Consider the following 24,039-nt stretch of genomic DNA (forward strand, 5'->3'; position numbering starts at 1 on the left):
TTATCTGTTTTAACGCGCATCTTTGTCCGAAAACCGTTTCACACTTTTCGGGATGCGTTCTAATTTAAAGCGTTTCCAGCAAAAGTGGGAACCGGTTTTGCGTTCGAAAATGCGTGAAAACAAATAGTTACAGCGGTTACAACGATTCAATATTCACTGGAGCCGCTTTAAGTTTGTGGCTGAACGGCGCATTCAACGCGAGTCAGGCGTGAGCGGTTCCAATTAAAACTGAGCTGTCGAACACTCTAATAAAAGCTGTTTGGAAAATAACGCAGATACAGCTCTGTAAGTTTGCCCTGCTGCTGCAGTGATTGAAGCGCATTGTTGAAAGCGCTCGCCAGCGACGCATTTTTCGGTGCCACGGCTATGCTCAGGCCGGGACCGAGATATTGTGGCGCGAGGTAAGGCCCGTCAACAAAGCTGCAGCAGTCATTGACTTGATCACTCTCCAACCAGAATGACAGGGCCATTCCGTCATCAAATGCTGCATCCACTTCGCCTTTTTGCAATGCGGCCAGCAGTGCGGCACGATCTGGATAGGGTTTGGCGACGGCCTGCGGGAAATAAGATTTCAGAACCTGCTCATGTGCCGTTCCTGCAATGACACCAACATTCTTACCGCGCAGTGCGATAGAAGCGGGCTCCGAGAAACGATTTGCTTTGATTGCCACGAAGCGTGCAGGAAGACGCATATAAGCGCGGGTGAAGACAAACTTTTCCCGGTTTTGCGCATTGGCACTTAAACCAGCGATGATCGCTTCTGCATCGCCACTTTCAAGTCTGGTTTCAAGCTTGTTCCACGGCACAGCTTCTATCTGACATATGTCACTCAATCCCATTTGGCTGCAAAGCGCCTTGGCGAGATCGACATTATAACCGGAAAGCTGGCCAGCGTCATTCAACGCATTAAAGGGCGGAAAGTCGAGCGTGGTTACAAAGCGAAGTCTGTTGAGGCCCTGCAAAGACGGTAAAGCCAGCCTTTCCTTCTGATTGAAGAAGTCAGGTGCCTTGGGTGCGGGTTGCGCGCTGGAGGGGAGGCTGTTCAAAAGCCAAAAAGCTGCGACCGCTATGCTCAAAAGGTGCCGTTTCATCGATGCTTTATGTAAGCAATATCTTATAATTTCACGTTAATAGAGTGGGTGTGGAAAACTATGCAATGATTTTGAATGGGTTGGCACATAAGGACGCAAAAACAAAATAACTTCCATGGACGACCAATAATTCTGTTTCTATTTTAAATAGAATGAAATAAATATAAATGTGTGGGGTTATTTAATAAATACATAAATTAGTTAAATAAATAAACCACATTATGCATTGAAATAAATATTAGTAATAATTGAAAATAATCCAGTAGTAGTGCGGGGGTACTATGAGTAACGGATCGATTGCGTTCGATCTGGGGATATGCACTGCCATATCCGCCAGATTGGAACGCCGCGGCGTGCCGCGTGATTGCCTGAAGCACGCATACGAAGCGGCTATCATAAACGGGACAAGTTTCTGCGATGAAGTCGGACATCAGCCGGGTGTTTCTGAAGAGATGCTCTTTGAAGCGATAGCCGATTATCTTGAGCTGACATTTACAGAAGAGGTTCTGTCGTCCCGGATTTTTGTCACAGGCGAAGAAACGTCGGCCATTTTCACTGAGCCTGGCCAGCTTATGGTGCTCGGTCGAGATGGCACGTCCTATCTCTATCTAGCGCCAACCGAAAAAGGTATCGCGAAATTGCGAGATCATATTCGACAGTCGCCGGACCTGCGGGATCGGATCAGGATTTGCACCCCTTCCTTCATCAAAAGAATTCTGCGTCAGCGTCATCAGAAAGATCTGATTGCACGCGCCCATGCGATGACGCCGCAGCTTTTTTCTGCTTCCCGTGTTCTCGAGACGCCTCAGGCGTTCATCATAGCGATGGGGCTTTATGCGTTCATTGCCAGTATCGTGAACTGGCCGACAGAAACTATTCTGGCCTTACATGTCTGCCTGACATTGTTCTTTTTCGGCTGTGTGCTTATTCGTCTTTTTGCAGCGGTTGGTAGCCGACGCTTGCGCTTTCCTGAGATCATGCCTTTCAAACGACGTGACTTGCCGGTTTATTCCGTTCTTGTGCCTCTCTATCGCGAACAGGCCGTGGTCGGGCAGTTGTTAGCCTCGCTTGAACGGCTCAATTGGCCGCGCAGCAAGCTGGATATCAAGCTCGTGTGTGAGAAGGACGATTTCGATACGATTGCCGAGATCAGAGGGCGGACGCTGCCTTCCAATTACGAACTGGTTCTCGTGCCGTCAGGCGGGCCGCGCACCAAGCCCAAGGCGTTAAACTACGCGCTGCAATTTGCGCGTGGAGAAATTATCGCGATTTTTGATGCGGAAGATCGCCCGCACCCTGACCAGTTGCTTGAGGCATGGCAGGCATTCCAGCGTGGTGGCAAGCAACTTGCCTGCGTTCAGGCACCACTCATTATCGGAAATTTCCGCCAGAATTTGCTGACGCGTATGTTCGCGTTTGAATATGCCACTTTGTTCCGGGGCCTGCTGCCATGGCTCGCCTCACAGGGTCTTGTTATTCCGTTGGGCGGTACTTCCAATCATTTTCGCCGATCCTGTCTCGATCAAGTTGGCGGGTGGGACGCCTATAATGTGACGGAGGACGCTGACCTTGGTATGCGGCTTGCCCGTTTCGGTTATGGTATCGATGTTATCACCCGGGGCACTGTTGAAGATGCGCCGGTGGATTATTCTGTCTGGCACAAACAGCGGACGCGCTGGATCAAGGGCTGGATGCAGACATGGCTTGTTCATGGCCGAAATCCTTACACAACCTGGCGTGAGCTCGGCTGGTGGCGCTTCGTGGTCAACCAGATTTATACGCTCGGCATTATCGGTTCAGCGCTTCTGCATCCATTTATGCTTATGACGGTTGCAGTGCTGGTTGCGATGATGGCTTTCGGACCGCTCGGCTCCGAAAATCTGTGGCTGCTGCGCATTGATCTCGTCAACATCATGCTGGCTTATCTGAGCTTTTATGTGCTTGGTTCTAAGACGATGGAACCGACGGAATTGAGTGGCTACGCCTATATTCTGGCCATACCTGCCTATTGGGTTTTGATCTCCATTTCGGCCTGGCGCGCGCTGTGGCAGCTGGTGCGAAAGCCGCATCTGTGGGAGAAAACTCCGCACCAGCCAAGTGTGTTCTATTTGTTGGAGGATGAAGGGGTAGCGGTTTTGGATGCGAGGAATTCAGCCCCGCGTCCGATAATGGATTGATCTTCGGGACCAATGGCTTCCAGATCCCGGCCTTCATAGGGCAATGTGAGCAAAACGCGCCGGATTGCAGCCAGTCTGGCGCGTCGCTTATCATTGGAGCGGATGATCGTCCATGGCGCATAGCCTGTATCGGTGCGCTCCAGCATCGTGTGCAAAGCTGCTGAATAATCATCCCAGCGTGAAATGCCTGCCACATCCATGGGTGAGAACTTCCAGTTCTTGAGCGGGCTGTGGCGGCGTTCATGGAAGCGCTTGAGCTGCATTTCCTGACCAATATCAAGCCAGAACTTGAACAGGTGAATACCTTCGGTGACAACCATGCGCTCGAAATCCGGTGTTTCTGTCAGAAATGTTTCAAGCTGCTCTGGTGTGCAGAACTGCATGACGCGCTCGACACCGGCACGATTATACCAGGAGCGGTCAAAGGTAACAAACTCGCCGGTCGTTGGGAAAAGCTGCACATAGCGCTGAAAATACCACTGACCACGTTCGGTTTCGGTTGGCTTGGGTAGCGCGACGTTGCGCGCAGTACGTGGGTTCATGAACTGACGGATTGTGAAGATCGTACCGCCTTTGCCTGCGGCATCGCGCCCTTCAAACACCGAAATGACGCGCCCGCCCGTGCCTTGCAGCCAGTACTGCATCTTGACGAGTTCGATTTGAAGACGCTCCAGCGTTTCCTCATATTCCTTCGTTTTCATTTTTTCCGTATAGGGATAGCCACCGGACTGAAGAGCCTGATCATCTATCCAATCGGGAAGCTCTGGATCATTGATATCGAACTTGTGCGTCTCACCATCGATTTTGATCTTCAATGGCTTATCGGCGGATTTGGAATTGTCCTTTTCTGCTTTCTTTTTGTTAGCTGTCTTTGAACTGTCACCCACGGCAAGCTCCTTTGGTTTATAGAAAAGCACGCTTCGAAAAGTGCCCACATAGCATTATGCATGATATGGGCTGTTTATAAGCCGCGTAAAGGATGGTTTGTTCCCGAAGGAACAATCGCCTGCGTCAGGTCAATTGCTTGCGCGGTGCATTAAGTGAGAGATGTCAGAATGAGTGAAAACAGCAACCAGCCTTCGACCGGTTCCGAGCCAGAAGAAACCCTCTTCGCTCCGCTTCTCCGGGTCAAAGGCGTGCTCATTGCCAGCATGGTACTGGTAGTCTGCATCATGGTGCTGGAATTGCCGCTATGGTTCCGTATCGCTCTGATGGTTTTGATCATTATAGGTGCCATCTGGGTTGCGAGTGCAACGCGCGAAGATGCCATTGAGGACAAGCCGCAGGGCGTCCATATAACCAATGAAATGGCGGATGTTTCGGGAGAACGGCTGGCTGAACTGCTGACCGATCCGATGATCGTCTTCGATCAACGTGGAACTGTGCTTTTTACCAATGCCGCTGCTGTTGATGCATTCCAGTCTCTTGAAAAGGACACTGGCCTTTATTTGCGTTTTCGTGCACCGGAAATGCATGCGCTTATCCAGGGTGTGATTGCAGACGGTGAACCACGTAGCATCGACTATTTCGAGCGCGTGCCGATTGACCGTTGGTACAAAGCGATGGTCAAGGCGTTGCGTGATGCCGATGGTAGGCCAGAGCTTTTTGTTCTTCTTTTCCGCGATCAGAGCGAAACGCGGCGTATCGACCGTATGCGGTCGGACTTCATTGCCAATGCCAGCCACGAACTGCGCACGCCACTTGCTTCGCTGCTGGGCTTTATCGAAACTCTGCAGGGGCCGGCTCGCAACGATGCAGCAGCACGCGACAGGTTTCTCGGCATCATGCAGAAACAGGCCGAGCGCATGTCACGCTTGATCGATGATCTCCTGTCGCTATCGCGGCTCGAGATGCGAGCGCATCTGTCAGTGAATGAATGCGTGGATATGACCGCTGTGCTCAATCATGTAGCAGATACGCTGAGCCCGCTGGCTGCTGGATTGGACGTCACGATCGAACGCCATCTGCCGGATCGTCCAGTCAATGTGACGGGTACGCGCGATGAACTGATTCAGGTGTTCCAGAATCTGGTTGAGAATGCCTGTAAATATGGGCAGGGCGGTAAGCGTGTTATTCTGAAGCTGGATGAAGAAAACAACGGCGGCGCATCCGAGGCTGTGGCTTCCATACAGGATTTTGGTCCGGGCATCGCCGCTGAACATCTGCCGCGCCTTACAGAGCGCTTCTATCGCATCGACGTCGAAACCAGCCGTGCACAGAAGGGGACAGGTTTGGGGCTTGCCATCGTAAAGCACATTCTGGCGCGCCATCGCGGACGATTGGTTGTACGTTCGCGGCTTGGTGAAGGTTCAACCTTCCTGGTGCGCCTGCCTAAGCGGGCTTGAACGAGAGCAAATCCCGAAAAATGGGAATGGGTTTGGAATAAATACATGCGTTAAAGCAGGCAGTGAGACGTATTTCTAACGATTCATCGTAAACAGAAAATGCTCTAAGACTTCTGCAAACAAAAGCCCCGGTAGCGTTTTCGCTCCGGGGCTTAGATTTTTCCGATTTGGCCGATCATTCAGCGCGCGCGGCGACGTTCTGCCGTCGGCTGGAAAGCCAGTTTCGAATGATATCCGCAATATGGGCTGGATTCACCGGATTCACTGCCGCAGAAGTGGAAATCTTCATTGAGCGGATCGCCGATTGGCCACTTGCAGGTGCGTTCGCTAAGCTGCAGCAAGGTCAGCTTGCGGGAAATAGGTACAACAACGTCCGAAGTTGGTCTTACGACCCGTTCAGTCACTGCATCAGCCACATATTCCATCTGAAGTGCGGTTGCACCGACGGTCTGCGTAACGGTTGCCGTGCGGATGGTCGTGGTCGTCTGAGGACGGCTACCGCCGCCATTGGTCTGGGTTGCAGCGGGACGTGGAGTGGCTGCAACAGTATTAACTTTTTTGCTGCGAGGAGCAGCCGTGGTGGTTTTGCCACGGCCCGAAAGCTTCAAACGATGCACTTTGCCGATCACTGCATTGCGGCTCACGCCGCCAAGCTGTGCTGCGATCTGGCTTGCACTCAAGCCCTCGTTCCATAATTTCTTCAGCAGTTCGACGCGCTCATCTGTCCAGTTCATCGCCCTGGGCTCCAATCAATTTTCGTTATCCGGAATCCGCCAGTGCTCCCGAATTGCTCCAGGCACAAACACTATATCTATCCGGGTGACTAGGTCCGTCGCACGAAATGTAGTTTTTTTGCTTTGAATAGAAACTACATTAATCAACGACTCCATGACAAGGGATAGCCTTGTCAGGCGGATTCCATTTTTATGGTTTTCCCCAACTTGGGTGCTAAAGACGGTTTTTCTGAGTCAGCTTCGGGTATTTCGCGGGAGCTTTTCAGCGGGATGTTCCGTCAGGGAAAACATCTGGGGTCTATATATCGACCCAATCTGCAAAATGCCAGCCCCGGAGCGCATAGGTCCCATCTTATTATAGTGAGTTCTTTCCAGCATGAACTCATGCATAAAGATGGATGATTATCCTTGCGCGCTTTGATTGACATTTTTTTTGCGAGCGCCAATATACGCCCGGGAATAAATAATGCCGCCCTGAGGGCGGTTTTTTATTTCCGCCGGGAGGCTCATTCAAAGACATGAGATCGCCCGATCCCGTTCAGGAGCCTTTTTAGGCATTCTGCGGGTATTTAAAACAATGGGAAACGCTGCCTGACCGGCTTTGCCGGAGGCGCTGCATTTACAAGGCTTATGGAGGCCTGACTGCAATGACCGACGTTACGACTGTGCAACCGCTCTACGACACCTACAATCGTGCGGCTCTGCGCTTCGAGCGAGGTGAGGGCATCTGGCTGATTACCGAAGGCGGCGACCGTTATCTCGATTTTGCTGCAGGCATTGCAGTCAATTCACTGGGCCATTCCCATCCGCATCTGGTCAATACGCTCAAAGATCAGGCCGACAAGCTGTGGCACCTGTCCAATCTCTATGAGGTTCCTGGACAGGAGAAGCTGGGCGCTCGTCTGGTTGAAGCGACATTTGCGGATAAAGTGTTCTTTACCAATTCCGGTGCCGAGGCTCTTGAATGCGCGATCAAGACCGCGCGCCGCTATCATTATGTAAACGGCAATCCTGAGCGCTTCCGCGTCATCACTTTTGAAGGCGCATTCCACGGCCGTACATTGGCTACGATTGCCGCAGGTGGTCAGGCCAAGTATCTCGAAGGTTTCGGCCCGAAGGTCGACGGCTTCGATCAGGTGCCATTCGGAGATGAAGCAGCATTGCGTGCTGCGATCACCAGTGAGACCGCAGCAATTCTGCTCGAGCCTGTGCAGGGCGAGGGCGGTCTGCGTGGCTTCCCGGAAGAGTTCATGCGTCTGTTGCGCCAGATCTGCGATGACAAGGGTCTTCTGCTGATCCTCGACGAAGTGCAGACGGGCGTTGGCCGTACCGGCAAACTCTTCGCTCATGAATGGTCGGGCATCAAGCCCGACATCATGGCCGTCGCCAAGGGAATTGGTGGTGGTTTCCCGATGGGCGCCTGCCTTGCAACCGCTGACGCTGCCAAAGGCATGACCGCCGGTGTTCATGGCACCACCTATGGTGGCAATCCGCTTGCTATGGCTGTCGGCAATGCTGTGCTTGATGTTGTGCTTGCTGACGGATTCCTCGAAAACGTTCAGGAAACTGCATTGACCATGAAGCAGGGCCTTGCGTCGATCATTGATCGTTTTCCGAGCGTGGTCTCGGAAATCCGTGGTCGTGGTCTTCTGATGGGTATCAAATGCGTTGTGCCAAATGTGACGCTCATTCAGGCTCTGCGTGACGAACATTTTCTGAGCGTCGGCGCTGGTGACAACGTCATCCGACTTCTTCCGCCACTGGTCACGACGCCTGAAGAGGCTCGTGAAGCATTGAAGCGTATTGAGATGGCCGTAGAACGGCTTGCAATCGCAAATCCGACCAGTAAGACGGCGTGAGATCATGGCAAACAATAACGGTATCAAGCACTTCATCGACCTTTCCACTGTACCAGCCGGCGAACTCCGCGCCATTATGGAAGATGCCAAGGCGCGAAAGGCACGCTTGAAGGCTGGCGAACTCGAAAAGCCATTTGCGGGCAAGGTGCTGGCAATGATTTTCGAGAAGCCGTCCACACGTACCCGCGTCTCGTTTGATGTGGGTATGCGTCAGCTTGGCGGTGAGACGATCATGCTCACAGGCTCGGAAATGCAGCTCGGTCGCAGCGAGACCATCGCGGACACAGCCAAGGTGCTTTCGCGCTATGTGGATGCGATTATGATCCGCACAACGTCGCATGATCGCATGCTGGAACTGGCCGAGTATGCGACCGTTCCGGTTATTAATGCACTAACCGATGATACGCACCCTTGTCAGATCATGGCCGACGTTCTTACATATGAGGAACATCGCGGCTCGATCAAAGGCAAGACCTTCGCCTGGATGGGGGACGGTAACAACGTCCTTCATTCGCTTGTGGAAGCTGCGGCGCGTTTTGATTTCAACGTCAATATCGCAACGCCGGAAGGCAGCGAGCCGAAGCAGCAATATATCGATTGGGCAAAGGCAAACGGCGCGAACATCATGTCCACAGCGGACCCGGATAAGGCGGTACGCGGTGCAGATTGCATCGTGACCGACACTTGGGTTTCGATGGGGCAGGAAGATCATGCTCGTGGCCATAATGTTTTCATGCCCTATCAGGTTAATGCACATCTGATGGCTAAAGCTGACCAAGAGGCGCTTTTCATGCACTGCCTGCCCGCGCATCGCGGCGAGGAAGTGACCGACGAAGTGATCGACGGCCCTCAATCGGTCGTATTCGATGAAGCTGAAAACAGGCTCCATGCCCAGAAAGCCATTCTGGCCTGGTGCCTGCAAGGCGGCAATTTAGGAGCATAAATTGTCTGATAAGATCAGCAATGAGCAAATCGAAGTCGAAGACATCCAGATCGCTCTGGAAGACCTCGACTTCGCTGGCGACGATGCCGTTGTGCCCTTCCAGGTGGAGGGGCTCGACGTGCGTGGTCGCGCCGTACAATTGGGCGGCAGCATTGATGCCATCCTGAAGCGCCACAACTATCCGGAACATGTCGCGCGCCTTCTGGCCGAAGCAACGGTTCTGACTGTGCTTCTTGGCACGTCCCTTAAATTTGAAGGCAAGTTTATCTTCCAGACCCAGTCCGACGGTCCTGTCGATATGCTGGTGGTCGATTTCCGTACGCCACGTTCCGTACGTGCCTATGCGCGTTTCGACGCGGAGCGCGTAAAGGAAGCGGTAGCGGCTGGTCAGACGCGTCCTGAGGAGCTACTCGGTCGCGGCACGCTGGCCTTCACCGTTGATCAGGGTGCTTATACGCAGCGCTATCAGGGCATCGTTGCTCTTGATGGATCGACACTGGAAGAGATTGCACGCACATATTTCCGCCAGTCGGAACAGATACCGACCGATATGAAGCTGAGCGTTGCCAAGCTTATTGAACGCGGTGCGGACGGTAAACTTGTCGAGCGTTGGCGCGCCGGGGGGCTGGTTATTCAGTTCCTGCCTGAGTCCGAATTGCGATCGCGCATACCGGATCTTCCGGGTGGTGATGGCGATGAAAACACGGTTGCGCGTGATCTGGAAGATGACGGCTGGGATGAGGCACGTTCGCTGGTCGGCACGATTGAAAGCTCTGAGCTGACCGATCCGCAAGTTGGCTCGGAACGTCTGCTTTATCGTCTGTTCCATGAACGCGGTGTGCGCATCTATGAAGCCGTTCGGGTTCTCGATGAATGCTCGTGCTCGCGCGAGAAGATTGAAGGTGTGTTTTCCAATCTCTCGGCTGAAGAAATTCAGGACAGCATCGAGGACGGAAAGATTTCAGTGACGTGCGAGTTTTGTTCGACACATTACGAGTTTGACCCAGCGCAGTTTGCGAAATAAGAACAAGAAAAAGGCGCTTCGTGAGAAGCGCCTTTTTCAATTCAGCGTGCGGCGTGTTTCGGGAATATCGAGCGAGAACGCCGGAATATCGACTTCAAAAGCTTTTCCATCAGATGCCTGCATCTGATAGCGCCCGACCATCACGCCGGATGTGGTGTTGAGTGGACAGCCTGAAGAATACTGGTAGGAGTCTCCGGGGTTGAGCGTCGGCTGATCTCCGATAACACCGTCTCCGCGTACTTCTTCTATGTGGCCGTTGCCATCAGTAATCTGCCAGTACCGCGAGCGCAACTGCACGGTGTCGGAAGAATTGTTGGCGATCGTGATCCGATAGCCCCAGACATAGCGATTTTCTTCAGGCTCTGACTGATCTTCAAGATAAAAGGGCTCGGCTGTTACTTCGATACCCCGCGTCACCGCTCTGTACATACGCACCCGCCTTTGAATCGCATCAAGTCTTCATCTTCAACCTATCGCCAAAGTTGCGCTGGAGGTCAACGATTTGAAGCGGACAATTGCGCTACAATTGCCGAAATGTTCCGGCAATTGCGTTGTTTATGCATCATTTTGCGATCAAAAGGCGCTAAATTAGTCGATTTTTATTAACGAGCGGCGACAAGCGCTTCCAACACGTCTTCAATCAGATCGTCCGTGTCCTCAAGACCCACCGAGATGCGCAGCATGCCATCTGAAATGCCAAGCTCGCTTCGGGCTTCGTCGGTGAGGCTCTGATGCGTAGTGGTCGCCGGATGGGTGATGATGCTCTTTGCATCGCCCAGATTGTTGGAGATGCTGAAGACCTGAAGCGCATTCTCAAACTTGAACGCCGCTTCTTTGCCGCCTTCCAGCTCCAAAGCAATCAGCGTCGAGCCACCAGTCATCTGCTTGGCGATGATGTCGGCCTGCGGGTGGTCGGCGCGGCCCGGATAGATAACTTGCTTGACGCCAGCCTGGCCTGCAAGCGCGTCTGCAACGGCTGCTGCCGATTGTGTCTGCTGACGCACGCGTACGCCGAGCGTTTCAAGACCTTTGAGCATGATCCATGCATTGAACGGGCTCATGCCGGGACCGGTATGACGGAAGTAAGGCTGCAAAACTTCTTCAGTCCATTCCTGATCGGAAAGGACGATGCCGCCGAGGCAACGACCCTGACCGTCGATGTGCTTGGTCGTCGAATAGACGACGATATGCGCGCCCAGTTCCAGTGGCTTCTGGAAGAGGGGGGTCGCAAAGACGTTATCCACGATCAGCTTGGCACCGATCTCATTGGCAATATCTGCGACAGCGGCAATGTCGATGACTTCCAGCGTCGGGTTCGACGGGCTTTCAAGCAGCATTACCTTGGTGTTGGGACGGACGGCGGCTTTCCAGTTCTCGATATTCGCGCCATCGATTACGGAAATTTCCACGCCATATCGTGGCAATAGCGTTTCGACGATATAACGCGACGAGCCGAAGACGGCGCGGGCGCAGATCAGGTGATCGCCAGCCTGTACCTGACAAAGAATGGATGCAGCAACTGCTGCCATGCCTGATGTCAGTGCGCGAGCATCTTCCGCGCCTTCAAGCGCGCACATCCGCTTTTCAAACATATCGGTGGTTGGATTGGCATAACGCGAATAGATGAACCCAGGGTCTTCACCCTTAAAGCGAGCCTCAGCGGCTTCCGCCGTTGGATAAAGAAAGCCCTGCGTTAGATAGAGGGCTTCTGACAACTCTGCGAAACCCGAACGCAGCGATCCTGCGTGAACGAGCTGAGTTGCCGGGCGGAACTTGCGGGTAGTCTCATTCGTCATTTTTCCAACCTGTCGAAAGCTGGTCGGCCGGGGCGCGGAATTGCCTCGGCGGCCAATAAAAAACCGGCCTTGCGAAAACGCAAAAGGCCGGTAACGAACCGCGGCCTCATTTAGCGAATTCTTTAACGTGGCTGCAAGCCGGCCGGCCAAATCACCACGGAACACTTTTTCCTTATGCCTCTTGGGCGGGGTCGTCAATGCCAGAAGGATCAGTTTTCAGGAAAACGCCTGTCTGCCAAAGCTCTGATGGCTGTGATTCCTGCGGAAAACCCGCGAGCTGTGGGGTTTCAGGGTTGGCATTGGGGTCGAGAGCGGTCAATGGTCATAGACCAAATTTAAGTAAGTCACGGAGTTCAGTGTTATGACGCAGAGGGATGCGGGAATTCTGGCAGATGCGGATATTGCTGCACTGTTTGAAAGCGGTTTGCTGGCATCTGCGCGTCCATTGGATGCCGATCAGATTCAGCCTGCTAGTCTTGATCTGCGGTTGGGTGCCAAAGCCTATCGTGTGCGCGCATCCTTCATGCCGGGTCCCGGAACCCCGGTTATCGACAAGCTGGAACGTCTCAAGCTGCACGAGATCGACTTGACTGCGGGTGCAGTGCTTGAAACGGGTTGTGTCTATATCGTGCCTTTGCTTGAAAGCCTGTCACTTTCGCCAGAGCTTTCAGCATCCGCCAATCCAAAAAGCTCGACCGGTCGTCTTGATATCTTCACCCGCGTCATCACCGATGGTGCGCAGGAATTCGACAAGGTTCCGGCTGGTTACAAAGGCCCGCTCTATCTTGAAGTCAGCCCACGCACATTCCCGATTGTGGCACGTACTGGTTCTCGCCTGTCGCAGATCCGTTTCCGCAAGGGCCGCGCGCAGTTGAGCGAAGCGGAACTGGCAATCCTTCATCAGAACGAGACGCTGGTTGCTTCTGAAATGCCGAATATTTCAGGCGGCGGCATCGCGCTTTCGGTTGATCTGTCAGGCAGCGAAGACAGATTAATTGGTTATCGCGGCAAGCATCACACGGCTGTCGTCGATGTCGATAAACGCGCCGCGCATGACGTGCTCGATTTCTGGGAGCCGATCTATGATCGCGGTTCACGAGAGCTCGTGCTCGATCCTGATGAGTTCTATATTTTGGTTTCGCGTGAAGCCGTGCATGTGCCGCCGCTTTTCGCAGCTGAAATGACGCCTTTCGACCCGCTGGTTGGTGAATTCCGTGTGCATTATGCGGGCTTCTTTGATCCAGGTTTCGGCCATAGCTCTGCTGGTGGCACTGGAAGCCGCGCGGTTCTGGAAGTGCGCAGTCATGAAGTCCCGTTCATTCTCGAACATGGCCAGATTGTCGGCCGTCTTGTTTATGAGCATATGTTGAATCGCCCGAAGGCGCTTTACGGTGTCGATCTCGGATCGAACTATCAGGCGCAGCAACTCAAGCTCTCCAAGCATTTCAGGTGATTGCGCTCTTCCCGATCCTACTTCTATAAATTGGAGCGAAGTGGAGGAGGCCGGAAGAGTGAAGCATGGTAAGGATGATGTACGGGAAAACACAGTAGATGTGCCACCGCGCCGTCTGTTGGTGGGTATCGTCGCGCTGCCGGGCTTTACACTGACAGCACTCAGCCTGTTTCTTGATCCGTTTCGACTGGCAGCCGATGACCGTGACAAGAGCCGTCAGATCAGATGCGGGTGGAAAATCTGCACCTTGTCTGGCGATCCGGTTACGTCCAGTTCCGGCATGGTCATTGAACCGACCGCGCCCATAGGTGAACTTGATGAATGTGATTATGTGGCGGTGGTTGGCGGTTTGCTTGCGCAATATCGCCCGCGCCAGCAAGCGTTGATTGATCTCATCAAACGAGCCGACAAACGCGGCAAGACGGTGGTGGGCCTTTGCACGGCAGCTTTCCTGCTTGCCGAAGGCGGTTTGCTCGATGACCGCAATTGCTGCGTCAGCTGGTTTCACCGCGACGACTTCGTCGATCTTTTCGACGGTCATACGGCTGATACAACCAGCCTTTTTCATCGCAGCGGCCGACACTACACCTGTGCAGGCGGACTGGGCGCTGCGTCGCTTTCGCTGTCGATCATTCAGAATGAAATCTCCGAGGAACTGGCGCGCAAAAGCGCATCCATTTTGATGATCCCTTATGAGCTGGTGCGATCTGAACAACCGGCGCTCAGCTTCAATGGCGTTCGCTCACCGATGATCCGCAAGGCGATCCGCATTTTCGAGGAAACGCTGGAAGAGCCAGTGCCGATGATTGATGTGGCGCGCAAGCTCGGTATTTCTGTCCGCCAGATGGAGCGAGGTTTCCGCATGGCTGTTGGGCGCACCGCTTTCGAGGTCCGTGAGGAGTTACGGGTCAAGAAGGCGCGCGAGCTGTTGTCTGAAACCGGGCTCTCGCTTCTGGAAGTGGCGGTCGCCAGCGGCTTTACCGACACCCGCAGCATGAACCGTTCGTTTATCAGACAGAAGCAAAAAGCCCCGCGCGAATATCGCAAACAGCACTGAGCTTGTGAGATAGCTTGCGAATCCCCCACTGACCTCCTATTTTCCGCGACGAAACTGCCAGTTTGGCAGAGGGGCTGAAACGCGTCGCATTTTATCGTATCCATACCGCGCGTTTAATGCCCTTTGTTTTTACACATGTCTTTAACGGAAAACCGGTTCCCGCTTTTCGGAGACATGCTTTTATGCAGGAGATTTGCATGTCTGATGGTGTAAACCGTTTTCTTGGCGATACGCCAGCGCGCGTGCTGATCAAGCTGGTACTGATCTCGCTTGTTGTGGGCGTGGTGATGAGCGCATTCCACTGGACGCCGTATGATATTCTCTATGGCATCCGCGATTTTGTGCTGCGTCTGTGGAATATGGGCTTCTCAGCAATTGCTGGTTTTGCCGATTATCTCATTCTTGGTGCGGCAGTCGTTATTCCTGCCTTTATTTTGCTCCGTATCCTGAGTTACCGGAAATAATCAGAGCATTTGAGCCAAGAGTGCGAAGCATTTTTGTGCCGAACAATGCTTCAATTTGAACCGCTCAGAAACCGGACAAATGCAGCAGAACGACACGTTTATTCTTTCCCGGCGGGGATTTTTGATCCTCGCCGGTGGTGCACTGGCTTTCGCCGCCTTGCCTGCGGGCTTTGCGGATGCCGCAGCAGACGTCGATCCAACGGACTTGTTCAATCAGATCCGCAAGGCCAACGGCCTGTCGTCGATGGCGACCGATAGCAAGCTCGAACAGGCCGCGCTTTATCAGGCACGGCGTATGGCAACCCATGGCAAGATTGGCCACTCGGTTGGCTGGGGTAATGGCTTCGTCTCGCGGCTTAAGCAGGCAGGCATTCGCGGTCCTGCTGCGGAAAACGTCGCTTCGGGCCAGCCCAATACCCAAGCGGTATTCGATGCCTGGATGAAATCGCCCGGCCATCGCAAAAACATGCTCGATCCCACATTCGGGCATTATGGCCTTGCCTGGGCAACACCTGAAAATAATCCGCGTCGCATTTATTGGGCGATGATGTTGGGGCTTTAAATTCTTTTGTCGACCAAGAGTCCGGAAGCCAGATGCTGAAACACATCTACAGCCTTTTTCAGCGCTGACGCTGGATTGTCGCTTGCGGCAACCCAAAGCGCTGCATTCAGTGCTGCTCCGCTTAACAGGCGCGCCGCAGCGTCCACATCGACGGACTTCAAAACACCTTCTGCGATCAGAACTTCAACCGTTTTGCGCGTGACGTCGAGGCAGGCATTCTGGCTGGGCCATTGCGAAGGGTCTCCCAGAAAAGCCGGGCCATCTAAGAGGACGATCCGCTGCACTTCTGGTTCCAATGCCATCTCGATATAGGTCTTAGCCTCCGTTATCAGCGCATCCCAAGGGTCAGCTTTAACGGACGCTGCTTCCTTGGCACGTGCAGCCATTTCACCATCAATCTGTGCAACGACGGCGGCCAGCAAGCCCTTCTTGTCACCAAAATTATGATAGAGCGCGCCGCGTGTCAGCCCCGCTTCAGCGGTTAGATCGTCCATGGATGCGGCTGCAAAGCCTTTTTCGGCGAAGGCTTTCCTCGCTGCAACCAGCAGCAATTGGCGGTTTTCCATCATGGTTTCAGCACGAGACCTCGGGGCCATGCAAATCTCCGGTGTTGACATACGGTGCGTATATGAAATACACATACGTTACGTATATCAAACTTGTAGGCTTAAAAAAAGCTGTATATCGAAAGGATGTTCCATGACCCGCATCGCTATATTTCCCGATGGTCGCCAGGACCTTTATGAACAAAACGGTTACTCGGCTGCCATTCGCTCCGGCGACCTTCTCTTTGTATCTGGGCAGGTTGGTAGCCGTGAAGACGGATCGCCCGAACCTGAATTCAAAGCACAGGTTGAACGCGCATTCGATAATCTGCGCAATGTATTGGCAGTGGCGGGCTGCACATTCGATAACATCGTGGACGTGACTACATTTCATACAGACCCGCAAAACCAGTTTACGACAATCATGGACGTGAAGGCGCGCATGTTTGCCGAGAAGCCGTATCCAAACTGGACCGCTGTGGGCGTCAACTGGCTTGCTGGTTTTGACTTCGAAATCAAGGTTATTGCGCGCATTCCGAACGCTTAAAAGTATTTCCAGCAAAAGTTGGAACCGGTTTTGTGTTCGGAAATGCGTAAAAACAAATAGTTACAGGGGTTCCAACGATTCAATATTAACTGGAGCCGCTGTAATGAATCGAAAACTCTGCGGACATAGTGTTGTCAGGCCTGCGACAATGCGGTGGCCGAATTTTCTGTCGTTTCCAGAAATTCCAGAGTAGAGCTTCCTCCAATTGCTAATGAGTTGTTGGGGTCAGCCATGGATCAGATGCTGCACGAAAAGAGCATCGTTTCCAGACCATTTGATGTGACGCATCGCATGGTGATGATGATCGCCGTGCCGATGACGCTGGCGGCTGTCACCACGCCTTTGCTCGGCCTTGTTGACATGGGCGTGGTCGGTCAGATGGGGCAGGCCGAACTGATTGGCGGATTGGCAATTGGCGCGCTAGTTTTCGATTTTCTGCTGACGATGTTCAGCTTCCTGCGCTCGGGCACGACCGGCCTTGTGGCACAAGCCATGGGTGCGGAGGACAAGGCAGAAGAACAGGCGATCTTCTGGCGCGCAATCATCATTGCAATCGTTGCGGGTTGTCTGATGATCCTGAGCTTGCCGCTTGTTCTCACTGTCGCGTCCGATTTTATTCATCCAACGCCTGCAACACAGGCTGCGATGGTAAGCTATGTTTCCATCCGCATGTTGTCGGCACCTGTGGCGCTGATCAATTATTCAGTGCTCGGTTTGCTGCTTGGCCGCGGGCAGGGCGTGCTTGGCTTGAGCCTCCAGGTGCTTATCAACGGCATTAACATTGTGCTGTGCATCGTGCTCGGTCTGGAACTGGGCTGGGGTGTCGAAGGCGTTGCCTGGGCGACAGTGACTGGCGAAACGGTGGCCGCTATTGTCGGGCTGTTCCTTGTTATGCGCCATTTTCACAAGCAAACGGGTCGCCACCCAGATATCAAGCACATTCTGCACAAGGCTGGTATTGTGCGGATGATCGCGCTCAATCGAGACATCATGATCCGCTCGATCCTGCTTTTGACGGCATTTGCTTTCTTCACGCGCGCGGGCTCGGAGCTTGGGCCAGTGACGCTTGCAGCAAATGCGGTGTTGATGAACTTCTTCCTCGTCTGTGGCTTCTTCCTTGATGGAATGGCGGCGGCGGTTGAGCAGATCGTCGGGCGTTCGGTCGGCGCGCGTCACAGCCCGGCTTTTGTGCGTGGTGCCAAGCTGACCTTCGTCTGGGGACTGGTCATGGCCAGCGCGATTGCGCTCATCCTGATGGTGTTTGGTGATGCGATTATTGGTCTGCTGTCGAAGGCCGAAGACGTGCGTGATGAGGCGATCAAATATCTGCCGTGGGCAGCACTGACAGGCCTCACGGGTCTTCTCGCTTTTCACATGGACGGCGTCTATATCGGCGCAACATGGTCGCGTGATATGCGCAACATGATGTTCTTCTCGCTGATATTCTTTTTGGTGGTGCTTTATGCAGCAAAGCCCATGATGGGAAATCACGGGCTTTGGTTGGCACTCAATCTGTTTTTATCGATCCGCGGCGTAACGCTTCTGACGCTGCTGCCGCGCAGATATCGATCAGAATTTTCCCGGAATTAATCCGGAAGGCGACGCGCGGCCCATTGCTTGGTATCGCGGTCACGCAGTTCGGCGATATTGGCAGCACCTTCGTTTTTCACAGCCTCTGAGAGGCCGCGCAGGATTTCTGACGCGAGGCCCGGACCGCGATAGATCATGCCGGTGTAAAGCTGGATGAGATCGGCACCAGCCTTGATTTTGGCGAGCGCTGTTTCGGCACTATCGATACCACCTACGCCGATCAGCGGCATGTCAGCGCCGACGCGTTCGCGCATACGGGCCAGAATGACTGTTGAACGCTCGAAAAGTGGTGCGCCAGAAAGACCACCGGTTTCTTCATGGTTCTCGGCACTTTTCAGGCCATGGCGTGAAAGCGTGGTGTTGGAAACGATAATGCCGTCGAGCTTCTGTGCTGTAGCTTCGGCCGCGATATCGTCCAGTTCTTCATTGCTGAGATCGGGTGCGATCTTGAGAAAGACAGGCCGCTTCAGCGTGCACATCTTGCCTTCTTCGTCGCGCGCTGCAAGCACGCGCGATAGCAGTTCGCGCAATGCCTCTCGCGACTGAAGGTTGCGCAGGCCGGGCGTGTTGGGCGAAGAAACATTGACGGTAAAATAGCGCGCAAGCTGATAGAACTTACGGATACCAGCCACATAATCGCCGATACGATCTTCAGCATCCTTGTTGGCACCGATATTGACGCCGACAATGCCGCTTTTGCCTGCACGTTGCGACAATTGCTTGAAAGCTGCATCGTGGCCTTCATTGTTGAAGCCAAGCCGGTTGATGACGGCGTGATCATCTGGCAGGCGGAAAATACGCGGGCGTGGATTACCGCTTTGCGGACGCGGGGTGATCGTGCCGACTTCTGTGAAGCCGAAACCGATTTTCAAAAGCGCATCCGGCACTTCGGCATTCTTGTCATAGCCTGCGGCCATGCCCAGCGGGTTCGGGAATTGCAGTCCTGCAATCTTAACCGAAAGCGCAGGGTCATTGGAGCGGTTGCATGTAACGATGCCGGTTTTAAGACCGGCAATGGACAAACCATGCGCCTGCTCGGCATCGAGCGAGAACAATGCACGTCGCCCGATAAGTTCAAAAAGCCCGCTCATTTATCCTCAAGCTCCGGAAAGATATGGAGACCATCTTTGTCGAGCGGCAAGGGCTCGACTTTTGTGACTGCCGACATTGGCAGCGCTGCATAAAGATGCGGAAAGAGTGCTCCGCCACGCGAGGCTTCATATTTCAGCGCATCGCCCAAACTGCTTGTAAGAAAATCCGCATCCACGCTCACAAGCAGCAGATCCGTTTGCCCGGCAAAGTGTTTGGCGGCTGTTTCCCGCACCTGTGTATAGGTAGAGAAATGGATATAGCCATCAGCAATATCAACCGGTGCCCCGGTAAAAATGCCAGCTTCTTCTGCCTGCGCCCAGAGATCGCGCGGGGCGATCTTGTAGATGGTCGTTTTGGTCATGGCAGCTCTCTAGACCGAATTAGTTAGAAAATCAAAGCATGACGTGTTCGTTTTTCTTGCATAGCTCCCATATGATGGGGGGAAGTTGAAAGCGCGTCACGAAAAGTGTGACACGGATTTCGGACAAGCTGCGCTTAGAACATGCGTTAAAGGAGATCGAAACATGTCTGGCAAAACCATCCCGTTATTTCGCACACTAGCCGCTGTTTCATTGCTGGGTACAAGCTTTGCAGCAAGCGGTGCTCATGCTGAGGAAAACGGGCGCTATCGCCTTGAAGGCACCGAAACCGGTTACGTGCGGCTCGATACTCGCACCGGCGCATTGTCGGTTTGCAACGAGCAGCAGGGGCAGCTTATCTGCAAGATGGCGACCGAGGATCGAGAAGCTTACGAAAATGATATTTCCGATTTGCAGGATCGGGTGAAGAAGCTTGAGGGCAAGGTTACAGCTCTTGAAGCAGGTGGTGCATCTGCTTCTGCATCCAAGCTGCCAACAGATGCGGAGTTCGAGCAGTCTCTTGGCTATATGGAGCGTTTCATGCGTCGTTTCATGGATGTAACGAAGAGTTTCGACAGCGAGACCGATAAGCCCGCAGAGGGTGCGGCACCCGCTCAATAGAAGGGGGCATTTTTGCGGGACGGCTCTAACTAATTGATAATAGGGTAGACCTTGCGCGCTAACTATGAAAATGCTTGCCTTCCCCTGTGTGTTACCTCCAATTATGAGGGTAACAGCAGGGGAGGATGGTCCGGCAATGCAGGGCTGGGGTATTATAGGCGCGGCCTTTTTATATTTGTTGATGCTGTTTGCGGTTGCAAGCATCGGCGACAGGCGCGCCGCTCGCTGGAGCAGCGCTCCACGCCCCTATATTTATGCACTCAGCCTCGCGGTTTACTGCACATCGTGGACATTCTTCGGCTCCGTCGGCCTTTCGGCCCAACGAGGGCTTGAGTTTTTGGGCATCTATATCGGCCCGATTCTCGTCTTCACGCTTGGCAATCGCCTCTTGCGCCACATCGTGCGGTTGGCGAAGTCAGAACACATCACCTCCATCGCTGATTTTTTGGCCGCTCGCTATGGCAAGAGCTTTGGCGTGGCCTCTCTTGCTACCTGTATCGCAGCCGTCGGCTCCATTCCTTATATTGCGCTGCAACTCAAAGCCGTTTCTGGCAGCGTCGGGTTGGTGATGGAGCATTACGGCTCGGCTTTTGACCCAGCCTCTTTTGTTTTTGGCGATATTTCTTTGCCGGTGGCGGCTGTTCTGGCTGTCTTTGCCATTCTGTTCGGCACACGCCACACAGATGCGACCGAACATCAGAACGGCCTGATTCTGGCTGTTGCACTTGAATCGGTGATCAAGCTTTCCGCATTTCTTGCAGTTGGTTTTGCCTGCACGTTCTTTGTTTTCGGCTCACCGGGAGAATTGATCGAGAAGATTTCGCAATCTCCTGCGGCCCTTGAGGCCTTTCATTATGAAACCTCAATCGGTACGTGGATCGTGCACACAACGCTGAGTGCTGCCGCTATCATCATGCTGCCGCGCCAGTTTCATGTGACGGTTGTCGAAAGCCGCAGTGAAAAAGAATTGCGCACCGCCTCCTGGCTGTTTCCGCTTTATCTGATCCTGATCAATATTTTCGTTTTCCCGATTGCACTCATCGGCGTCATGACGCTTGGCAATACAGTCAGTGGTGATCTCTATGTGTTGGCACTGCCACTGTCAGCTGGTGCGCACTGGCTTGCGCTGATAGCCTTTCTCGGCGGGCTTTCGGCGGCGACAGCGATGGTCATCGTCGCTTGCGTGGCGCTGGCGATTATGATCTCCAATCACCTTGTGCTGCCGCTTATAATTCGCAGGCTCGCTGTTCGTCATCCGACGGAACAGCGTGATCTGACGATGATCATTCTCAATACGCGGCGACTGACGATTATCGGCATTCTGGCGTTGGCATTCGTCTATTACCGCATGGCGTCTAATAATATCCACCTCGCGTCCATCGGCCTTATATCTTTTGCAGCTATTGCACAGTTCATGCCCTCGTTCATCGGTGGGTTGTTCTGGCGCAACGCCAATGGACGTGGCGCAATGCTCGGCTTGTCGGCAGGGTTTCTCATCTGGGCCTATACGTTGCTTCTGCCAACCATGGCTCCAGAAGATGCGGAGATATTGCGCGAAGGCTTTCTTGGCTTTACCGCATTAAGACCTGAAGCCTTGTTTGGCACAGATGCTTTGCCTCTGACCAATGGCGTCATGTGGAGCCTTGCGGCTAACACCTTGTTCTACATTCTTGGGTCGCTTTCACGTGCTTCAACACCGCTTGAACGCATTCAGGCGAGCATTTTCCTGCCGCGCTATTTCATTGGTACACCGACCCTCAAGCGTTTTCGGACAACGGTTACGGTCGCAGAACTCAAAGCGACTATGGCTCGCTATCTGGGGGGCGAACGTGTTGAGCGTGCTTTCCTGCGTTTTGAAGGACGAGAGCAACGCAGGCTCGATCCCGGCATGACGGTGGACACGCCGTTGATCCGTTACGCCGAGCAATTGCTGGGAACGGCAGTTGGTTCCTCGTCGGCCCGCCTCGTCCTGTCTTTGCTACTTCAACGCAACGATGCTTCTGCGCGTGACGCAAGGCAATTGCTTGACGATGCTTCCGTCGCCCTGCAACAAAATCGTGACCTCCTGCAAATTGCGCTCGATCAGATGGATCAGGGCATAACGGTACTCGACAAGGATCTGCGGTTGACATGCTGGAACCGTCAGTTCCGTGCCCATTTTGATCTGCCGGATGAAGTGATGCAGGTTGGGATTCCGGTGTCCGAGATTGTCGAACATCTGGCCAGCAGCGGCGATCTTGCCGTCAATGCGCAAAACTCGGCCATACGATCCCTTGCAACTCTCAGACAGCCATGGCGGATGACTTTAAAATCGACCGGAAAGGTGCTGGAGATCAACTCCAACCCCATGCCGGATGGCGGACTTGTCGCGACCTATACAGACATTACTGCCGAAGTTGAGGCCGATCTGATGCGCCAGAAGGCGGCTGAGGTGCTTGAACAGCGCGTCGCTGACCGCACTGCCGAACTAACGCATGTGAACCAGAAGCTTGCAAAGGCACAATCCGCAGCCGAAGAAGCAAACCTTGGCAAGACACGGTTTCTGGCAGCAGCTGGCCACGACATTCTGCAGCCACTCAATGCAGCACGGCTTTACAGTACGGCGCTAACAGAAAAGCTTGGACGTGCGGAAACCAGCCAGCTCGCCCGCAACATCGATTCTTCACTTGAATCGGTTGAGGCCATTCTGGGAATGGTGCTCGATATATCGCGGCTCGATACGGGTGCGCTCAAGCCAGAAGTCTCGGTGTTCCGTCTCGATAAGCTTTTAAGCCAAATTGCGACGGACTTCACACCAATGGCTCGGAAAAAAGGCCTTAAACTGCGCGTTGTGCCTTCGAGCATTGTGGTGAAGACAGACCGCAACATGCTGCGACGCCTCATCCAGAATCTGGTTTCAAACGCAATCAAATATAGCCGCAAGGGTGGCATTCTGTTTGGTGTTCGCCGACGTGGCAATTTCATTGAGCTGCAAGTGCTTGATACCGGTATCGGTATCCCGCAGCCGAAGCTGAAACTGGTTTTCCGTGAGTTTACACGTCTTGATGAAGGCATGCGTGAGGCGGAAGGACTTGGGTTGGGCCTTTCCATCGTTGATCGTATTGCCCGTGTTCTGTCGCTGCCCTTGACGCTATCCTCAACGCCTGGAAAGGGCAGCGTTTTCTCGCTGCGCATTCCGATCAGCGCAGCACCTGCTCCCATCGAAGAGGTTGCAAGTCGTAAGGGCATAAAGCGCGCATCAAGCCTCACTGGCCTTGATGTGCTTTGTATCGACAATGACGCCAATATTCTGGCTGGGATGGAAACGCTTCTGCTTGGTTGGGGGTGCAATGTCACCACTTTGCGCAGAGGAGCTGAGTTGAAGGTATTTTGCATCGAGCGCGAAGTCGCCCCCGATGTTATCGTGGCAGATTATCATCTCGACAATGAAAACGGGCTGGACATGATCGGTTTTGCGCGGGAAAGCTTCAAACAAGAAATTTCGGCTATTCTGCTGACAGCCGACCGCTCCAAAGAAGTTCGCAAACGGGCTGACGACGAAAATGTCATTGTCTTGCACAAGCCATTGCGTCCGGCAGCTCTGCGTTCGCTACTATCGAGCGCGCTACATCAACGTGAAGGTGCTTCCAGCCGCCCAACAGCTGCAGAATGACTTTATAGCTTTTCCCGTAAAAGCGCGAAGCGGTGTGCGTAGGATAATGAGTAAAGACAAATAAAGCATGTTTCCCAAAAGTGGGAATCGGTTTTGGGAGAAAGACATGCTTAAAAACAAAGAATTAA

Annotated in this window: 21 protein-coding genes and 1 riboswitch; of the genes, 13 read left to right on the forward strand and 8 right to left on the reverse strand. The window is 53.5% G+C overall.

Annotation, left to right across the window (positions count from 1 at the left end; all coding sequences use genetic code 11):
- Window positions 1–245: 245 nt before the first annotated feature.
- Window positions 246–1,091, reverse strand: a complete 846-nt coding sequence (locus CES85_RS10960; RefSeq protein ID WP_095446026.1) for a transporter substrate-binding domain-containing protein — start codon at window positions 1,089–1,091, stop codon at window positions 246–248.
- A 281-nt stretch (window positions 1,092–1,372) separates the two neighbouring features.
- Between CES85_RS10960 and CES85_RS10965 the strand changes: the two genes are divergently transcribed.
- The gene (locus CES85_RS10965; RefSeq protein WP_095446027.1) at window positions 1,373–3,268 is read left to right on the forward strand and encodes a glycosyltransferase family 2 protein; all 1,896 of its coding nucleotides are present in this window, start codon (window positions 1,373–1,375) and stop codon (window positions 3,266–3,268) included.
- On the opposite strand, the gene ppk2 is transcribed toward CES85_RS10965, so the two are convergent.
- Window positions 3,196–4,155 carry a polyphosphate kinase 2 gene (gene ppk2 / locus CES85_RS10970; protein WP_095447839.1) on the reverse strand — a complete coding sequence of 320 codons (960 nt, stop codon included), beginning with the start codon at window positions 4,153–4,155 and terminating at the stop codon, window positions 3,196–3,198. The genes CES85_RS10965 and ppk2 overlap by 73 nt on opposite strands.
- 168 nt (window positions 4,156–4,323) lie before the next feature.
- Here ppk2 and CES85_RS10975 point away from each other — a divergent pair, with 168 nt between their 5' ends.
- A complete protein-coding gene (locus tag CES85_RS10975; protein ID WP_095446028.1) occupies window positions 4,324–5,613 on the forward strand; it encodes an ATP-binding protein in 1,290 nt (429 codons plus the stop codon).
- A 179-nt stretch (window positions 5,614–5,792) separates the two neighbouring features.
- Here CES85_RS10975 and CES85_RS10980 read toward each other — a convergent pair whose 3' ends face one another.
- Entirely contained in the window at window positions 5,793–6,347 is a 555-nt protein-coding gene (locus CES85_RS10980) for a GcrA family cell cycle regulator (protein ID WP_095446029.1), read from the reverse strand.
- 647 nt (window positions 6,348–6,994) lie between these two features.
- Between CES85_RS10980 and CES85_RS10985 the strand changes: the two genes are divergently transcribed.
- The 3 genes from CES85_RS10985 to CES85_RS10995 are packed head-to-tail and all read left to right on the forward strand — an operon-like array spanning window position 6,995 to window position 10,173.
- Entirely contained in the window at window positions 6,995–8,206 is a 1,212-nt protein-coding gene (locus tag CES85_RS10985) for an aspartate aminotransferase family protein (RefSeq protein ID WP_095446030.1), read from the forward strand.
- A gap of 4 nt (window positions 8,207–8,210) precedes the next feature.
- Window positions 8,211–9,149, forward strand: coding sequence for an ornithine carbamoyltransferase (argF, locus tag CES85_RS10990; RefSeq protein WP_095446031.1), 939 nt, complete (start codon window positions 8,211–8,213; stop codon window positions 9,147–9,149).
- A gap of 1 nt (window position 9,150) precedes the next feature.
- Window positions 9,151–10,173, forward strand: coding sequence for an Hsp33 family molecular chaperone (locus CES85_RS10995; protein ID WP_095446032.1), 1,023 nt, complete (start codon window positions 9,151–9,153; stop codon window positions 10,171–10,173).
- Between the two features lie 36 nt (window positions 10,174–10,209).
- On the opposite strand, the gene apaG is transcribed toward CES85_RS10995, so the two are convergent.
- Together apaG and CES85_RS11005 are read right to left on the reverse strand one after the other, a co-directional pair.
- Window positions 10,210–10,602 (reverse strand): Co2+/Mg2+ efflux protein ApaG, encoded by a 393-nt coding sequence (gene apaG, locus CES85_RS11000; protein ID WP_095446033.1) that lies wholly within the window; start codon window positions 10,600–10,602, stop codon window positions 10,210–10,212.
- A 173-nt stretch (window positions 10,603–10,775) separates the two neighbouring features.
- Entirely contained in the window at window positions 10,776–11,969 is a 1,194-nt protein-coding gene (locus CES85_RS11005) for an O-succinylhomoserine sulfhydrylase (protein WP_095446034.1), read from the reverse strand.
- Between the two features lie 88 nt (window positions 11,970–12,057).
- A riboswitch (SAM riboswitch) is annotated at window positions 12,058–12,137 on the reverse strand.
- A 193-nt stretch (window positions 12,138–12,330) separates the two neighbouring features.
- Here CES85_RS11005 and CES85_RS11010 point away from each other — a divergent pair.
- The 4 genes from CES85_RS11010 (at window position 12,331) to CES85_RS11025 (ending at window position 15,505) form a co-directional block, all read left to right on the forward strand.
- Window positions 12,331–13,422, forward strand: coding sequence for a 2'-deoxycytidine 5'-triphosphate deaminase (locus CES85_RS11010; protein WP_095446035.1), 1,092 nt, complete (start codon window positions 12,331–12,333; stop codon window positions 13,420–13,422).
- A 40-nt stretch (window positions 13,423–13,462) separates the two neighbouring features.
- Window positions 13,463–14,479, forward strand: coding sequence for a GlxA family transcriptional regulator (locus CES85_RS11015; protein ID WP_404900665.1), 1,017 nt, complete (start codon window positions 13,463–13,465; stop codon window positions 14,477–14,479).
- A 197-nt stretch (window positions 14,480–14,676) separates the two neighbouring features.
- The gene (locus CES85_RS11020; protein ID WP_007873508.1) at window positions 14,677–14,943 is read left to right on the forward strand and encodes a DUF6460 domain-containing protein; all 267 of its coding nucleotides are present in this window, start codon (window positions 14,677–14,679) and stop codon (window positions 14,941–14,943) included.
- A gap of 79 nt (window positions 14,944–15,022) precedes the next feature.
- Window positions 15,023–15,505, forward strand: coding sequence for a CAP domain-containing protein (locus CES85_RS11025; RefSeq protein WP_095446037.1), 483 nt, complete (start codon window positions 15,023–15,025; stop codon window positions 15,503–15,505).
- Here the strand turns inward: CES85_RS11025 and CES85_RS11030 are convergent.
- On the reverse strand, window positions 15,502–16,101 hold the full coding sequence (locus CES85_RS11030; protein ID WP_095446038.1) for a TetR/AcrR family transcriptional regulator: 600 nt from the start codon (window positions 16,099–16,101) through the stop codon (window positions 15,502–15,504). The genes CES85_RS11025 and CES85_RS11030 overlap by 4 nt on opposite strands.
- A gap of 103 nt (window positions 16,102–16,204) precedes the next feature.
- Here CES85_RS11030 and CES85_RS11035 point away from each other — a divergent pair, with 103 nt between their 5' ends.
- Window positions 16,205–16,597 carry a RidA family protein gene (locus tag CES85_RS11035; RefSeq protein WP_095446039.1) on the forward strand — a complete coding sequence of 131 codons (393 nt, stop codon included), beginning with the start codon at window positions 16,205–16,207 and terminating at the stop codon, window positions 16,595–16,597.
- A gap of 240 nt (window positions 16,598–16,837) precedes the next feature.
- Window positions 16,838–18,187 (forward strand): MATE family efflux transporter, encoded by a 1,350-nt coding sequence (locus CES85_RS11040; RefSeq protein ID WP_404900847.1) that lies wholly within the window; start codon window positions 16,838–16,840, stop codon window positions 18,185–18,187.
- Here CES85_RS11040 and CES85_RS11045 read toward each other — a convergent pair.
- On the reverse strand, window positions 18,184–19,278 hold the full coding sequence (locus CES85_RS11045; RefSeq protein WP_095446041.1) for a quinone-dependent dihydroorotate dehydrogenase: 1,095 nt from the start codon (window positions 19,276–19,278) through the stop codon (window positions 18,184–18,186). The genes CES85_RS11040 and CES85_RS11045 overlap by 4 nt on opposite strands.
- On the reverse strand, window positions 19,275–19,640 hold the full coding sequence (locus CES85_RS11050; protein ID WP_095446042.1) for a DUF952 domain-containing protein: 366 nt from the start codon (window positions 19,638–19,640) through the stop codon (window positions 19,275–19,277). Before CES85_RS11050 ends, CES85_RS11045 begins: the two co-directional genes overlap by 4 nt.
- A gap of 163 nt (window positions 19,641–19,803) precedes the next feature.
- Between CES85_RS11050 and CES85_RS11055 the strand changes: the two genes are divergently transcribed.
- Together CES85_RS11055 and CES85_RS11060 are read left to right on the forward strand one after the other, a co-directional pair.
- The gene (locus CES85_RS11055; RefSeq protein WP_095446043.1) at window positions 19,804–20,259 is read left to right on the forward strand and encodes a hypothetical protein; all 456 of its coding nucleotides are present in this window, start codon (window positions 19,804–19,806) and stop codon (window positions 20,257–20,259) included.
- 136 nt (window positions 20,260–20,395) lie between these two features.
- Complete coding sequence (locus CES85_RS11060) at window positions 20,396–23,911, forward strand: PAS domain-containing hybrid sensor histidine kinase/response regulator (protein WP_095446044.1); 3,516 nt, start codon at window positions 20,396–20,398, stop codon at window positions 23,909–23,911.
- The last annotated feature ends 128 nt before the right edge of the window (window positions 23,912–24,039 follow it).

It is taken from the genome of Ochrobactrum quorumnocens (assembly GCF_002278035.1).
Classification (GTDB): Bacteria; Pseudomonadota; Alphaproteobacteria; order Rhizobiales; family Rhizobiaceae; genus Brucella; species Brucella quorumnocens.

What these genes read in the sequence shown, in the direction of transcription:
- CES85_RS10975 (WP_095446028.1), top strand. Translation starts at nt 4,324, where the DNA reads ATGAGTGAAAACAGCAACCAGCCTTCGACCGGTTCCGAGCCAGAAGAA.
- CES85_RS11010 (WP_095446035.1), top strand. Translation starts at nt 12,331, where the DNA reads ATGACGCAGAGGGATGCGGGAATTCTGGCAGATGCGGATATTGCTGCA.
- CES85_RS11060 (WP_095446044.1), top strand. Translation starts at nt 20,396, where the DNA reads ATGCAGGGCTGGGGTATTATAGGCGCGGCCTTTTTATATTTGTTGATG.
- CES85_RS11040 (WP_404900847.1), top strand. Translation starts at nt 16,838, where the DNA reads ATGCTGCACGAAAAGAGCATCGTTTCCAGACCATTTGATGTGACGCAT.
- CES85_RS11020 (WP_007873508.1), top strand. Translation starts at nt 14,677, where the DNA reads ATGTCTGATGGTGTAAACCGTTTTCTTGGCGATACGCCAGCGCGCGTG.
- CES85_RS11005 (WP_095446034.1), bottom strand. Translation starts at nt 11,969, where the DNA reads ATGACGAATGAGACTACCCGCAAGTTCCGCCCGGCAACTCAGCTCGTT.
- CES85_RS11055 (WP_095446043.1), top strand. Translation starts at nt 19,804, where the DNA reads ATGTCTGGCAAAACCATCCCGTTATTTCGCACACTAGCCGCTGTTTCA.
- CES85_RS11045 (WP_095446041.1), bottom strand. Translation starts at nt 19,278, where the DNA reads ATGAGCGGGCTTTTTGAACTTATCGGGCGACGTGCATTGTTCTCGCTC.
- apaG (WP_095446033.1), bottom strand. Translation starts at nt 10,602, where the DNA reads ATGTACAGAGCGGTGACGCGGGGTATCGAAGTAACAGCCGAGCCCTTT.
- CES85_RS10965 (WP_095446027.1), top strand. Translation starts at nt 1,373, where the DNA reads ATGAGTAACGGATCGATTGCGTTCGATCTGGGGATATGCACTGCCATA.
- CES85_RS11050 (WP_095446042.1), bottom strand. Translation starts at nt 19,640, where the DNA reads ATGACCAAAACGACCATCTACAAGATCGCCCCGCGCGATCTCTGGGCG.
- argF (WP_095446031.1), top strand. Translation starts at nt 8,211, where the DNA reads ATGGCAAACAATAACGGTATCAAGCACTTCATCGACCTTTCCACTGTA.
- CES85_RS10985 (WP_095446030.1), top strand. Translation starts at nt 6,995, where the DNA reads ATGACCGACGTTACGACTGTGCAACCGCTCTACGACACCTACAATCGT.
- CES85_RS11030 (WP_095446038.1), bottom strand. Translation starts at nt 16,101, where the DNA reads ATGGCCCCGAGGTCTCGTGCTGAAACCATGATGGAAAACCGCCAATTG.
- CES85_RS11025 (WP_095446037.1), top strand. Translation starts at nt 15,023, where the DNA reads ATGCAGCAGAACGACACGTTTATTCTTTCCCGGCGGGGATTTTTGATC.
- CES85_RS10980 (WP_095446029.1), bottom strand. Translation starts at nt 6,347, where the DNA reads ATGAACTGGACAGATGAGCGCGTCGAACTGCTGAAGAAATTATGGAAC.
- CES85_RS10960 (WP_095446026.1), bottom strand. Translation starts at nt 1,091, where the DNA reads ATGAAACGGCACCTTTTGAGCATAGCGGTCGCAGCTTTTTGGCTTTTG.
- CES85_RS11035 (WP_095446039.1), top strand. Translation starts at nt 16,205, where the DNA reads ATGACCCGCATCGCTATATTTCCCGATGGTCGCCAGGACCTTTATGAA.